6 protein-coding genes are annotated in these 15,228 nt (G+C 43.0%); 4 read left to right on the top strand and 2 right to left on the bottom strand.

Going from position 1 to position 15,228, the window contains the following annotated elements; translation table 11 throughout:
• Complete coding sequence (locus tag FXV77_RS04890; RefSeq protein WP_148918091.1) at positions 1–2,712, top strand: M14 family metallopeptidase; 2,712 nt, start codon at positions 1–3, stop codon at positions 2,710–2,712.
• A gap of 71 nt (positions 2,713–2,783) precedes the next feature.
• Here the strand turns inward: FXV77_RS04890 and FXV77_RS04895 are convergent, their stop codons facing one another.
• Together FXV77_RS04895 and FXV77_RS04900 are read right to left on the bottom strand one after the other, a co-directional pair.
• Positions 2,784–6,902, bottom strand: coding sequence for a hybrid sensor histidine kinase/response regulator transcription factor (locus FXV77_RS04895; RefSeq protein WP_148918092.1), 4,119 nt, complete (start codon positions 6,900–6,902; stop codon positions 2,784–2,786).
• Positions 6,903–6,933: 31 nt separating this feature from the next.
• Positions 6,934–8,112, bottom strand: coding sequence for a glycoside hydrolase family 88 protein (locus FXV77_RS04900; RefSeq protein WP_148918093.1), 1,179 nt, complete (start codon positions 8,110–8,112; stop codon positions 6,934–6,936).
• 324 nt (positions 8,113–8,436) lie between these two features.
• Between FXV77_RS04900 and FXV77_RS04905 the strand changes: the two genes are divergently transcribed.
• The 3 genes from FXV77_RS04905 to FXV77_RS04915 are packed head-to-tail and all read left to right on the top strand — an operon-like array spanning position 8,437 to position 15,212.
• Positions 8,437–11,877, top strand: coding sequence for a SusC/RagA family TonB-linked outer membrane protein (locus FXV77_RS04905; protein WP_148918094.1), 3,441 nt, complete (start codon positions 8,437–8,439; stop codon positions 11,875–11,877).
• A gap of 11 nt (positions 11,878–11,888) precedes the next feature.
• Positions 11,889–13,871 carry a RagB/SusD family nutrient uptake outer membrane protein gene (locus FXV77_RS04910; RefSeq protein WP_148918095.1) on the top strand — a complete coding sequence of 661 codons (1,983 nt, stop codon included), beginning with the start codon at positions 11,889–11,891 and terminating at the stop codon, positions 13,869–13,871.
• Positions 13,872–13,898: 27 nt separating this feature from the next.
• The gene (locus FXV77_RS04915) at positions 13,899–15,212 is read left to right on the top strand and encodes a DUF5000 domain-containing lipoprotein (RefSeq protein WP_187444011.1); all 1,314 of its coding nucleotides are present in this window, start codon (positions 13,899–13,901) and stop codon (positions 15,210–15,212) included.
• Positions 15,213–15,228 lie beyond the last annotated feature (16 nt).

The following is a 15,228-nucleotide window of genomic DNA, read 5'->3' on the forward strand; positions in this document are numbered from 1 at the left end:
ATGACACTTAAACATCTGAAAACCATACTTGTCGCCTTATTTGTATCGCATTTACAAATAGGACAGTCGCAACAGATTACTTCGCCAAAAGAGCACTATGGCTTCCATATCGGTGATGATTATATGCTTACGAATTATGAGCAAACGGAAAGTTACTTCAAAAAGGTCGCTGCACAATCCGACCGGGTACTGATACAAGAAGCCGGAAAGACAGAAGAAGGCAGACAACAATACTTACTTGTGGTATCCTCGCCGGAAAATCTGAAAAATATCGAAAAATACCGCGCCATTTCCCAACGCTTAGGTCGTGCGGAAAACCTAACCGATGAAGAAGCGAAAACGTTATCCAAAGAAGGGAAACCTATTGTTTGGATCGATGGCGGAATGCATTCCAGCGAAACAGTTGGAACGCATCAATTAATCGAAACCTTTTATCAGCTGAGCAGCAGCCAGGATGACGAGATCCTAAATTTCCTGGATAAAGTTATCGTACTGATGTTTCATGTTAACCCGGATGGACATGATCTGCTGTCCAACTGGTATATGCAATACGAAGATAAAGAAAAACGAAATATGTCGATTCCCCGGTTGTACCAAAAATACGTGGGGCATGACAATAACCGGGATTTCTTTATGTTTAATATGATTGAATCAACCAATATGGCCAAACTGCTGTATGTAGACTGGTTGCCGCAGATTATGTACAATCACCACCAAACCTCACCGGATGGTACAATTGTAGCTGGCCCGCCCTACCGTGATCCATTTAACCATATTTTTGACCCCTTATTGATCACCGGAATCGATGGCGTTGGCTTTGCCATGATTGATAGATTGAATATAGAAGGAAAACCAGGATATGTCCGTATGGATCAATCCGGATTCTCTACCTGGTGGAATGGTGGAGGACGTACTTCGCCTTATTTCCGGAATATGATCGGTATCTTGACAGAAACACATGGCAGCCCTACGCCTACCGAAGTACCTGCTGTCGCACAGCGACTGGTGCCTAGAAATGGTTTGCCAAACCCTATTGGTCCGCAAAAATGGCACTTTAAACAATCTATTGATTATTCTGTTTCGATGAACTATGCTATATTGGATTATGCGGCCCGGAATGGCGATCAATTGCTGTATAATTTTTACAAAATGGGTAAGAACTCCATAGAAAGGGGAAATAAAGATAACTGGACCATGTACCCGAAATATGCGGAACAACTGGAAAAAGCCTATGATGAGGCAGTGGCCAGTGGAACAGAAGAAGAGGCGGAGCCCACCCAATATTATCGTTCTAAAGTCATTCCGCAAAAGTATTACGATGCCATTTACAAGAATCCGGAAAACCGTGACCCCAGAGCGTATATCATCTCGGCAGATCAACCGGATTTCGCGACAGCTGTAAAATTTGTCAATACCTTAATAAAGGGGGGTGTTTATGTGCACCAAAGTAAAGCAGGTTTCAGCTACGGAGGTAAGGATTATCCGGCAAATACCATTGTCGTGAAGGCTAACCAAGCTTTCCGACCGCATATTATTGATATGTTCGAACCGCAAGATCATCCCCACGATGTGCAGTATCCGGGAGGTCCTCCGATACGACCATACGATGCCGCCGGTTGGACGTTAGCTATGCAAATGGGCGTAGAATATGATCGTATATTCGAGGATATTCCTGTTCCTTTGGAAAAAACGGAATATGGTGTATTGATGACGCCACCAAGTATCTCGGTTGAAAAAGGAAAAGCAGGTTATACCATCAGTGCCAAAGCAAATGATGCTTTCATTGCTGTGAATAAACTCTTAAAAAGCGGCATAAACGTATTTCGAGACGAAAATACGCAGGATTTCTATGTAGACGCAAAAGCTAAACCGGTATTAGACGGCATGGCTACCGACTATGGTTTAAGGATAACCGCGCTAGCGAAGAAACCCGCTAGCATTACACCGGTAAATGGCTTAAAAATCGGTTTATTCGATTATTATGGCGGTTCTATGCCATCCGGTTGGGTACGTTGGCTTTTAGAACAATACGAGTATGAATACGAATTGTTTTATCCGCAGGACGTCGATGAGCATGTAATCGCTAAATATGATGTACTCCTGTTTATTGGCCCAGGCATTCCGGTAGGAAAGGATAACGGCATCCCCAGAAGGGGAAAACAAATTGAAAAGGATCTGGTACCTGAAAAATATCATCGCTGGATGGGCGATCTGACAAAGGAAACCTCTATCCCTATTTTAAAAGAATATGTAAACAATGGGGGTAAAATAGTCACTGTTGGTACGTCCAGCGGTTGGGTATATGCGTTAGGGATCGGTATCGATAATCCATTGATGGAAGAAAACAAAGATGGAAAAATAGAGCCGGTATCCAACACGAAATACTTTATACCAACCAGTATTTTGGCTGCAGAAATTGATACAGATAAAGCAGAAAATTATGGTATGAAGAAAGATGCTAAAATTGTTTTCAATAACAGTCCCGTATTTCAATTCCAAGCTACCGATAAGCTTTATTCTTTAGGTAAGTTTACAACCGACAAACCTCTATTAAGCGGTTGGGCGCATGGTCAGGAATACCTAAAAGACACCCATCTAGGTCTGGTCGCCTTGCTAGGCAAAGGAAAGATAGTCGCAATCGGGCCAGAGGTGACTAATCGGGGACAATCACATGGTACATTCAAAATGTTATTTAATCAGCTTTATCAATAGCTATAAACTAGCGAATGCCTAACGTAACAGGAAGCTTACGTTAGGCTTTTCACCTTGTCCTACCGACATCTTTATTGTCGCTTATTTTTCTTCTCCTGCTGTTGTCTTTTGTATTCTGAAGGGGTTACTTTATACAATTCTTTAAAGCTCTCCCGGAAATACTTTAGATCATTAAAGCCTACTTCATAGGCAACTTGTGAGACATTCATTTGTGTTTGGGTAATCAGTGTACCCGCCTTCTTAAGCCGTACAATGCGTATGAAGGTAGATAGATTTTGACCGGTAAGTGCTTTGAGTTTCGTATAGATAACCGTGCGGCTCATATTCATCTGATCGATGAATGCGCTAACGTTGAAGTTAGGATTACTTATATGCTGGTCAACAACGGAAATGGCTTTTTCCAAAAAGAGTTCGTCGGGGGATGATATCGTTAGCTTTTTGGGTTCTAAGATGGTATCCTGTTTAAATTTGCGGACTAAATTGGCTCTTGTTTTTAATAGATTGTCTACCCTAAGGGCTAAAATTTCTGCGTTAAAGGGTTTTGTGATATAGACATCTGCCCCGGTGCGATATCCTTTTTCTTGATGGACAGATGATGTTTTGGCGGTGAGCAATAGCACGGGGATATGGCTGGTGAGCAGCGTCGTTTTAATATAATGACAGAGTTCAAAACCGTCCTTAATAGGCATTTGTACATCACTGATGATTAAATCAATAGCCTCTTGATGGGCAATTGCAATAGCCTCTTCTCCATTTTCTGCAACAAAAACATGGTATTTGCCGTTGAATATTTCCTTTATAAACTTCTGAAGATCCAGATTGTCTTCCACAACCAAGAGGCTTTGCTTTTTTTCATGAACAGATGCTACGGACGACAGGTTGTCTTCCGTTTCTTCCTGCTGTTGGATATAGTCGTTATCTTCTTCATCCATATAGAAAAAGTTTTCCTCATTTGATTCTAAGATGTCAATATCTTCTATATATTCGTCTTTTTCCAGATGTTCGTTCCCCAATCTTAATAATACGCTAAAACGGGTTCCTTTGGTTTCAGAGCTGTTCGCCATAATCTTCCCCTTGTGTTGCTCGACCAGCCTCTTCGTCAAAGCCAGTCCTATACCTGAACCCCCATGCTGCTGCATACTGTCTAGTTGATAAAACTGCTCAAAAATAAGCTTTAAATGCTCCTGAGGAATAACGGGACCGAAATTGACGATACTTATTTTTACGTAGTTTATCAGGCGAGCATGTACCTTTTTGGTTGTAGTAGAGACATAAATCGTTACGTCGCTATTGTCATGACTAAACTTAAAAGCATTGGATAATAAATTAAACAGTATATTCTTTAGTTTCGGTTTATCAAACCATACTTGAATATCGTCATTACGACTAATTAGTCGGTATTGGATATTTTTTTTCTCAGCTAATGTATCAAAGGATTTTTTAACATCTTCTATTAAAGGGACAATGTTGTTTTTTGTGGCCCGGAGAGACAGCTTCCCGGATTCACTTTTTCTAAAATCCAATATTTGATTGACTAATTGCAATAGCATCCTCGCATTTTTCAACATGATATCATGCTGCCGTTGAATATAGGAATCGCCTAGCTTTTTGTCCAGCATCTTTTCAAGTGGGCTGATAATCAACGTTAACGGCGTACGAAAGTCGTGCGATATATCGGTGAACAATTGAAGTTTTAATTGATTCGTCTCTTCTAAACGCTCTTTTTCTTTTCGTTCCCTTATTCGAAGAAGAATTAATTTTCGAATGTATAGAAATAAACTGCCACATAAAACAAAATAAAGTAGATAAGCCCACCATGTTTTCCAAGGAGCGGGGAGCACGCGTATATGTAGTGTTGCACCATGTTCATTCCATATCCCATCGTTATTCGCACCAATAACCTTAAAAACATAGTCCCCTTGTTTAATATTCGTATATATCGCTCTTCGCTGGTTTCCGGTATAGTTCCAGTTTTCGTCATTTCCTTCTAATTTATAAGCAAACTCGTTATTCTCGGGGCGCATATAGCTTAGTGAGGTAAAATCTATACTGAAATTATTTTCATTATAGGCGAGGGTAATGTTGGTAACCGAATCGGTAATCTTCGTAAAAAAAGTATTGTTGACGTCGATATTGGTAATGTCAATCGGAGGAACAAACGTATTTCTTCGAAGATCCTTTGGATCGAAATACGTCAACCCGTTTGTTCCGCCAAAGAACAGCTCATTTTTGCTAGTTTTAAAAAAAGAGCCATAGTTGAACTCGTTTCCTTGCAGGCCGTCCGATTGGTTATAGTTCTTTATGGTGTTAGATGCTATTTCTATCTGGCTGATTCCGTTATTGGTACTTACCCATATTTTGCCCCCGCTGTCGGATAGGATGCCGTAGACAACGTTATTTGGCAGTCCTTCTTTCGTCGTATAAACTTTTGTTTTCTTGGTTTTGGGATCATATATATACAAACCTTGGCCTTCGGTTCCGATCCAGTAATGGCCGGATGTATCCACGAACACGCAGTTTATATAGAGAGGAGGTTCATTTCGTGAGCGCTCCTTTATTTGTATGCTGTGTTTCTGTTTTGTATGAACATGAATAGTTTCTAGTCCGTTGTTTCCGCCGATAAGCAATATTTCAGGACCGTGGGTCTGGGCGATACTCATCACGGTGGTGGGAGCATTGTTAATTTTCGTTAGTATCTTTTTTGTGGTATCATAAAAGATTAATCCCCCTGTGAGCGTACCAATCCAAATATTCCCGTTATAGTCTTCAAAAACGGTGAGGATTCTATAAGCTTTCAAAGAGATGTTCTGATTTGGAGGGAAATCTATTTTCTGAAATTTAAGCGGTTTTTGTTTAGGGTTTATAAAATTTAATCCACCATCGTGCATACCGATCCAGATATAACCGTTACGGTCTATCACGACCGATTTTATATTGTTGGCACTCAGACTATTTGGATCATGCGGGTTATGTTTATAATAAGTGAATTTTTTCGTGTTTCTGTCGTAGAAATTTAGACCCCCCCCCTCGGTACCTATCCATAAGTTTCCGTTAACATCTTCCGCCATTCCACTTACTACTTTATAGTTTAGTTTATTGTTAGTATTGCCCGAATAGAAGTTTTTGAAAACACTGTTGTCTTGGTTATAATAGTTGACGCTGCCGGCCCAAGTGCCCATCCACATGTCACCGCGCGAATCACGGATAATCCGATAGATCGAGTTTTGGCTTAAGCTTGTAGCGTTGTCCGGATCGTGTACAATATGCTTTAATTCCTTGCGGTCGGCACTTAAAATATAAAGTCCGGCATAGCTCCCTATCCAAAGGTTTCCAAAATGATCTTCGCTTATCGTGCGGGTGGAGCTTGTGATCGCTCTTTCATGCTGAAATTCAAAATCTATAAAACTTTCGGTGGAGCGGTCATATCGCGCAAGGCCTTGTTCATAGCCGAGCCAAAGCGTATTTTTTTTATCTATAAACAAGGCCGGCAGGTCATTGGGATGTATACGGCTATTGTTATCGGCTTTCTGTGGATAGTTGTGTCGTTTGAAAATGCCACTATTGGTGTTATAGACGTCAATGTACTTGTTATTGCAAATCCAGATATTCCCCTCGTTGTCCTTTAGAAAAAAGCGGATATTATTGTCGCTGATAGAATTCGCTCCGCCGGTTTGTTTTTGGATTCGTTCCATTTCATGGGTATAGATATTTACTTGAACAATGCCGTTATCGGTGGCGACCCAAAGCAAATGACTATTTATTTGTATGATTCCACGTACTAAATTGTCAATTACCGAATGGGATGAGTTAGAAAGCGAATAACGGGTAAAGCTTTCGGTAGCGGCATTATATTTGTTTAAACCCCGTTCGGTTCCAATCCATAGCGTTCCGTTGCTATCTTCATAAATGGAATGTATATAGCTGTTGCTTAGACTGTTGGTGTCGGATAAATCATGCCGGTATACGACGAATTTATTACCGTCAAATTTGTTGAGGCCGTCTCTTGTTCCAAACCAGATATACCCGTCCTTATCCTGTATAATGTCTGCTACGGACCTTTGGGATAAACCCTCAGAAGAAGTGAAACGCTTGAATTTCAGGTCTTCGGGGATTTTGTTTGGTTCTTGCGCTGTTGCAGTTTGTAAAAAAGCTCCCCCCAAAAAAAGAAAAAAAAAGAAATAAACGTTCATTCATTGCGCGATTGTGAACCAAAAATAACAATTATACCCCTCTTTGTCCAAGTCGAATCAACGCTTCTATATAATAATAATCAGCATAGTTTAGCGGAACATCTATTTCGTTGCCATGCGGAATGCTGCCCACACTGTGTTTTAAAACAAAATTTCCGTTCTCACCTGTTTTTGCGGTATAGATATCGTTAGAGAGGGATTCGATAATATGAAGCGCAGATTTTAAATATTTATCACCGGTATACGTATTTAATTCCAAAAGCGCGGATGCTATAATTGCTCCTGATGAAGCATCTCTGATTTCATTCGGAATATTGGGGGCATTAAAATCCCAATAGGGAATACCGTCTTCGGGATAGTTAGGGTGATTTAGTATAAAGGCTGCAATGTTCTCTGCAAAATCAAGGTATTTTTCATCTCTTGTATAACGGTAGCACATGGTATATCCATATAAAGCCCAGGCTTGTCCACGTGCCCAGGCACTTTCGTCAGAAAAGCCTTGCGCTGTTACTTTACGGACGACTTCCCCCGTGTCAGGATTGTAATCTACAACATGAAAAGAACTGAAATCATCGTGAAAATGATTAGCCATCGTGGTGTTGGCATGGGTGATGGCTATATTTTTATAGCTATCGTCTCCTGTAAGATGAGAGACTTCAAACAACATTTCCAAATTCATTAAATTGTCGATGATGACCGGAAACCGCCATCCTCTTTCGGATTGCCACCCGTCATGCACATCCCAGCTTTGTAGACATCCCACTGAGCTATTAAAACGTGTAATCAGCGCGTTGGCAGCATCTATTAATATTTGTTTGTATTGCTCCTCGTGGGTTATTCTGTAGGCTTTGCCATAAGAGCTGTTAAAAATGAAACCGAGATCATGGTCAGTCGTCAAGTCCTTATGATGTTTAAACAGTTGTTGTGAAGCTTCCGCTGCTTCTTTCCATTTTTTATCGTTGGAAACTTCATACAGCATCCAGCAGGTTCCCGGCCAAAAGCCTGCTGTCCAGTCATAAGAAGACCCGATCCAATGTATTTGTCCGTTTTTGTTTAGGGTTCGGGGGTTTTTATGTTCTTGCAAAGCGGCGGCTCGTAGCGCTATAAGTTGCTGCTCACTTTTATTCAATAATGTCTTGCTATTGTTACTTGAGCTGCAACTAAAAAATGTTAGTGAAAATAGAAGTAATGCCGACTTGATAATGTTCATGATGATGCGTGTTTATTTCAAGGCTAAAACCGTCGTTAGCAAACACACAAATTAAAACGATTTGCACCGTATGGAGCGGGGGGTAAACGTCGGATTGCAAGGTGCAAAATGTCGGCTTTACGAACTGTACACTTACAATTGCGATAAAAAAATACCCCCGTAATTAAGACATTCTGCCCCCTTTACAACAAATGCTATTTTAAGATATTTGTAACGACACAATTATCAAAGCTATTACGTTCAAACAATTATAAAACCAAAAAGCAGCATCTCGTGCATGCCTGCTTTTATAAACTAATAAATATAAACTAAAACAAATAAAAAATGAATGATAAATTCAGAATTATGATGCTATTGCTGGTATTCCTACTCTCGTATCAGCTTCAAGGTTATGCTAGCATGAATAAAGAGTTGGTGGAAGTCCTTCAACAGCATGTCAATGGTTCCGTTAGTGATGCGGAGGGCAGGGCTATGTCTGGTGTCACGGTTTTTATCAAAGACTCCCAAAACCCGGCAAAAACAACCGATGAAAAAGGTGCATTTGCCATTGTTGTCTCTGTTGATGATATCTTAGTCTTTTCTAAAGAAGGATTCGAACCGTTGGAAATCCCCGTAAAAGGTATCAATCGGCTAAACGTTACATTATATAGCTTAACGGCTACCGACGTGAAGAAAGAACCCGGTGTAGGGAATATCGAAATACGGGGAACGGTAACGGACTCAACCGCACAAAAAATTAGCGGGGTTTCCGTTGCTGTAAAAGGTAGTTCTTCTATTTCTACTGCTACGGACGCTAACGGAATGTACATTCTTTCCGTGCCAAAGGGTTCTACGGTACAGTTTTCAGCCGTTGGCTATCAAAATACCGATATAACCGTGCAGGATCGACCTGTTATAGATATTGTGCTATACTCGGCGATGTCCATGGTCGAGGATGTTGTGGTGACGGCCTTTGGAGGACAGACAAGACGAGCAGAGCTCGTGGGCGCGGTGACAACGGTCAAACCAGAGGATTTAAAAATTCCTTCGAGCAACTTGACGACGGCCTTGGCCGGCAGGGTGGCTGGAATGATTGCTTTCCAGCGTACCGGGGAGCCAGGCGCCGACAATGCTTCTTTTTTTGTCCGCGGTATCACCACCTTTGGATCGAATACCAGCCCACTGATATTGATTGACAACATCGAATTGACCGCTACGGATTTGTCACATCTGCAACCCGATGATATTGAGAGTTTTTCGGTGATGAAAGATGCGGCAGCGACAGCGCTCTATGGTGCAAGAGGTGCTAATGGCGTTATTCTCGTGACGACCAAGCAAGGACAAGTCGGTAAAATAAACACGAGTGTCCGTTTTGAGCAGTCGATATCGGCGCCGACCCGAAACCTGGAATTTGCCGACCCTATTACGTATATGCGGTTGCACAATGAAGCCATTGTGACCCGGGAGCCGCTCGCGGATTTATTATATTCACCCGATAAGATTGACAACACAGTAGTTGGGTCCGGGTCATTTATGTTCCCAGCGACGGATTGGCATAAGGAACTGTTGCAAGACTATGCGCTAACGCGACGCGCGAATATGAGCGTCAGTGGGGGAAGCCAATTGGCGACATACTACATCACCGGAGCGTACACACATGATAGTGGTATTCTAAAAACGGATCGCCGTAATAATTTCAATAGTGGAATTAGCAACAACGTCTTTACCCTGCGGTCTAATGTCGTCATCAGGCCGATCAACACGATGGAAATTACAACGAGATTCAGCGGAACCTTTACGGATTATAATGGGCCGGTGTATACTGGTTCGCAAATGTATGATTTGATTAAGCGTAGTAACCCTGTGTTATTTCCGGCGTATTACCCGGTGGATGAGCAGCACCAATTTACCAACCATATCTTGTTTGGAAATGAGTTGTCGCCGGGCGGGTCTTATTATATCAATCCTTACGCCGAACTCGTAAAAGGCTATCAGGAACGAGGCCGATCAAACCTTTCTGCTCAGTTTCAGATCAATCAACGGTTAAATTTTCTGACCGAGGGATTGCGTGTAAGAGCAATGGTCAATGTACTTCGCATTGCCTCCCATTCCATTTCCCGGTACTATGATCCATTTTGGTATGGGCTGAGTTCTTATAACCGCCTGGATGATACTTACTCGATCTATAACCTCAATCCTGACGAAGGTACGGATTACTTGGGGTATGCTAGTTCAATCGGTGATGATGATATTGGTTTTCCTAGGGCAAACTTCTATTTTGAAGGGGCACTCAATTATAACCGCACGTTTAATGATAAGCACAGTGTAGGCGGTTTGTTGGTCTACATGTTACGTAACAATGTCTCGTTGGGGGCCAATGATGTACAGGGATCATTGCCCTACAGAAACGTGGGTTTATCTGGGCGGGCGACCTATGGTTATGACGACCGGTATATCGCAGAGTTCAACTTTGGTTACAATGGTTCGGAGCGGTTCCATCCCGACCACCAATTTGGCTTCTTCCCGTCGGCAGGTGTAGCATGGAATATTTCTAACGAACCTTGGTTTGTCGGTTCGAAACTGAACAATACCATCTCCATGCTTAAATTAAGAGCTACGTATGGTGTCGTCGGGAATGACAATATCAGTCGTCAAAGATTTTTATATCTATCGAATATAAACATGGACAACACGAACTTGACACAACGTTTTGGCCTTCAACGAGGCTATAGTAATTCCGGAATTTCCGTTGGTCGATACGGTGACCCCAATATTCTCTGGGAAAAATCTCGAAAGGCAAATTTTGGTGCCGAACTGGAATTTACGAACGGCCTCAAGTTAATCGGAGAGTACTTTTTCGAAAATCGAACCGATATCTTGATGACGAGGTCCAATATCCCGGCCACGATGGGGCTGTGGGTAACGCCAAGTTCAAATGTCGGCGAAGCGAGAGCGTATGGAGTAGATGGACAATTGGCGTACAACAAATCGTTCAATAATTCATGGCTGCAATTGATGGGCAATTTTACCTTTGCCCGGAACCGCTACAAAACCTACGATGAGCTGTATTTTCCGAATGAACCGTGGCAATCCCGTGTCGGTTATGCCATTAATCAACGATGGGGTTATCTCGCAGAGCGTCTCTTTATCGATGAGAACGAGGTGGCCAATTCCCCGACACAGTTCGGCATCTATGGAGCCGGCGATATAAAATATCGGGATGTAAATGGTGACGGGGTTATTACAGACTTGGATCAGGTGCCGATTGGTTATCCTACGGTGCCTGAAATTATCTATGGGTTTGGCGCGTCCTATGGTTACAAAAACTTCGATCTATCGGTGTTTTTTCAAGGACTTGGCAACGAATCCCTCTGGATAAGTTATGGGGATAACTCTCCGTTTTTTGTAAATAATACGAATAGTGGTCTTATTGGCCATAATCAATTGACGCAATTTATTGCAGATAGTTATTGGAACGAAGATACCAGAGATATCTATGCCCTCTGGCCGAGACTTTCCACATCGAGTGTGGAGAATAATCGGCAGGTCAGTACATGGTTTATGCGGGACGGCTCTTTTCTACGATTGAAATCGGCCGAGATCGGATACAAGCTTCCCGAAAGTATATCGTCTAGGGCCGGGCTCAAATCGGCACGTATTTACTTTAACGGGTTGAATCTGTTTACGTTGAGCAAATTTAATCTATGGGATGTGGAGCAGGGTGGAAACGCATTGAACTACCCCATACAGCGTGTCATAAACGTAGGGATTAATGTTTCACTTTAAAGCTATTGACAATGAAAAAAATATTATCTAAAATTCATTACGTTATCGTAATTATCGTTCTGATAACAATCACCGGGTCTTGCAGAAAGTATCTGGATATCGTTCCAGACGGAATAGCTACCATTGATAATGCATTTACGACACGGATTTCCGCGGAGAAATATCTGTTTACGTGTTATTCCTATATGCCGTCGCAAGGTAATGTTGCATCCAACCCATCGTTTACGGCGGGGGAAGAGTTCTTTGCTGCGACCAATGAAGTGAGCACCAATGGCTCACTAGGTGGTATAGGCGCCAACATCCAATATGGCAACCAGAATGCCAATGCACCTTACGCCGATGCCTGGATAGGATATACCAATTTAAACGCACCGGGGCGATCCCTATACCAGGGTATTAGTGATTGCAACATTTTTCTGGAAAATATAGACCGCGTGCCTGACATGGCAGCGGATGAAAAAGAAAAATGGAAGAGCGAAGTAACGTTTTTGAAGGCATACTACCATTTTTGGTTGGTTCGGAATTACGGACCCATCTATATCATGGATCAAAACCTTCCGGTCGGCGCGAGCATTGAGGAAACTAAAGTATATCGGAATACATTGGATGAATGTTTTGAATATATTGAAAGTTTATTCGATGAAGCTTTGGCGAATGAATATTTACCCGAGTACACGACCAATGAAGCACAAGAACTAGGGCGCATTAATAAGGGAATTGTGTTGGCCTTCAAAGCATATGTACAGGTAACGGCAGCCAGTCCGCTATTCAACGGCAATACCGATTATGCGAGCATTGTCGATAATCGTGGTATCGCCATATTTAACCCTAATAAAACAGATGAAGAGAAAAGAGCTCGGTGGGAGAAAGCGGCGGCAACAAGTAAGCAGGCTATTGATATGCTGGAACTGCAGGGACGTTCACTGTACACCTTTGAAGGAGCGTTAACGATACCCATATCGGATATCACGCGGACTAAACTGAGCATCAGCGGCGCGGTAAACGAAAACTGGAACCGTGAAGTGATCTGGCCCAATACAAATTGCTGGGTAGGCGGTACATCATCGTCTAATGGACAGTCGGCTATTGCCGGACATAACTGGCCGAGGGGATTGGTATCTACTTCAACTAATACCAGTTTCACGGCACGGATGAATGTGCCACTGAAATTTGTTCAGAAATTCTATACCAAAAATGGCGTGCCGATTGAAGAAGATATTACGTACAATAGTGCGGGGATGTACAATCTTCGGACCGCAGGGGCAAATGACCGTATTAATATCAGTCAGGGATATACTACGGTGGGATTGAATTTCGATCGGGAACCCCGGTTTTATGCAGATTTAGTTTTCGATGGAGGGATATGGTTCGGTTCAGGGTTTCTGGACGAGGATAATCCCCTTGTCGCAGAGATGCGCTATTCAGGCAGTGCCGGTAGCTTTCGAGCGAATAGCCATAATCTGACGGGGTATTCGGCAAAGAAACTGAATAATTACCAGACAACCGTATCCACGGGCACCAGCGCGACAGCTGTTTATTATGCTTGGCCGGTCATGCGTCTGGCAGATCTGTACCTGCTCTACGCCGAAGCGTTGAATGAGGCGGGAGGAAGCAAAGAAGAAGTATTGGAGTATGTCGATAGAATACGGGAAAGAGCCGGACTGGAAGGGGTAGAATGGTCGTGGAGCTTATATTCGAGCAGACCCGACAAGCCCAATACCTTGGAGGGCCGAAGAGAAATCATACAGCGGGAACGTACGTTAGAACTGGCGTTTGAAGGAAAGGGCTATTGGGATCTGCGTCGTTGGAAAACAGCATACGAAGAGCTTAATAAACCCATCACCGGCTGGTATGTATACGGTTCCACCGAAGAAGAGTATTATGTTCCAGTGAATTGGTACCAACCCTTGTTTAGCATGAAAGATTATTTCTGGCCGATTGCGCTTAACGAGCTGCGTAAAAATGAGAACCTCATTCAGAATTTTGGATATTGATTATAGAATTTTAAAACATATATGTATATGAAAACTTATTATGAGATCAAAAGCAGGCATAGAAAAGGATATGCTTTTTTGATACGACATATGGCACTTTTGTTTTCGGTTGCGGTTTTGTTTTCCTGTGGTGATGCCGACATGAACAGCCCTATCGGCAAGGGAGATGGCGTTCCACAACCCGTAGCGGTAAGAGGTGTTGAAAATATTAGTGGTGGTGCCATCGTCAAATATGCCGTGCCCAATGACGACAATGTCAATTATATCGAAGCGGTATATACCATCAAAGGGAATGAAACGCGGAAAAAAGGGTCTTTCTATACCAGTGAACTGGAACTGGATGGTTTCCCGGAGGAGGGAGAATATAAAGTTGCTCTTTATTCGGTAAGTTTTTCGGAGGTAAGATCCGAGCCTGTAGAAGTGACGGTTTTCCCCACAACACCTCCTTATCGAAAAGTAGCGGAGACCTTGGATGTACAGCCCGTATTTGGCGGTGTGCGATCAACATACGGCAATCCGACAAAAGCGAATTTGCAGATTACATTTTTGAAGTTGAACGACGGCGATAGATGGCAGGAGTTAGAAACCTTATACACCAGTTTAGAAGAGGGTATATTCTATGTCAGGGGATTGGAAAGTGTAGAGACAACCTTTGGTGTCGTTTGCCGGGATCGGTGGCAAAACGTATCGGATACGTTGGAGGTTGTGGCCACTCCGGTTTATGAAGAAATGGCAGACAGAACACGATTTGCAAACCATCCGCTGCCAGGGGATATCACGTATGATCTTCTGAATAGACCGCAGCCAGTACAACCTTATCACACGGGAGCAGGAGCTGGTGTAGGCAATATTCATGCCCTCTGGAGCGGAACCACCACACAGCCTTTCGCCGGAACATACTTCTTCTTTTCCAATACCACGGCAGGGTTGCCAAACAGTATCACTATCGACCTTGGGCGGGAATACGAGCTCAGCAGGTTTGTGTATTGGCCGCGGCAGGTGCGAAACAGCAGCAACCCCCCCGCCCATACCTTTTCTTCTACCCATGTGAAGCGGTTTGAGCTATGGGGCAGTAAGGATCCCAATCCAGACGGATCGTGGGCGTCATGGACGCGAATCGGCGCCTTTGAATCCTTCCGGCCCTCCGGCAGCCCCATCCCTGGTGACGCAAATAGCACGCCGGAAGATCGACTGGTGACGACAAGGGGAGAGAATTTTGACATGCCGGAGGGGATAGAAACTTACCGGTATATCCGGTATCGGGTCTTCTCCACATGGGGAAACCAACCGTATTGGTCTTCCGTGCAGTTTCAGTTTTTCGGGAATCCGGTGACAGATTAATTGATGTTTGATAATA

Origin of the sequence: Sphingobacterium phlebotomi (assembly GCF_008180195.1) — a bacterium.
Classification (GTDB): Bacteria; Bacteroidota; Bacteroidia; order Sphingobacteriales; family Sphingobacteriaceae; genus Sphingobacterium; species Sphingobacterium phlebotomi.

Coding starts and splice junctions, on each gene's coding strand:
- FXV77_RS04905 (WP_148918094.1), top strand. CDS start 8,437: ATGAATGATAAATTCAGAATTATGATGCTATTGCTGGTATTCCTACTC.
- FXV77_RS04915 (WP_187444011.1), top strand. CDS start 13,899: ATGAAAACTTATTATGAGATCAAAAGCAGGCATAGAAAAGGATATGCT.
- FXV77_RS04895 (WP_148918092.1), bottom strand. CDS start 6,902: ATGAACGTTTATTTCTTTTTTTTTCTTTTTTTGGGGGGAGCTTTTTTA.
- FXV77_RS04900 (WP_148918093.1), bottom strand. CDS start 8,112: ATGAACATTATCAAGTCGGCATTACTTCTATTTTCACTAACATTTTTT.
- FXV77_RS04910 (WP_148918095.1), top strand. CDS start 11,889: ATGAAAAAAATATTATCTAAAATTCATTACGTTATCGTAATTATCGTT.
- FXV77_RS04890 (WP_148918091.1), top strand. CDS start 1: ATGACACTTAAACATCTGAAAACCATACTTGTCGCCTTATTTGTATCG.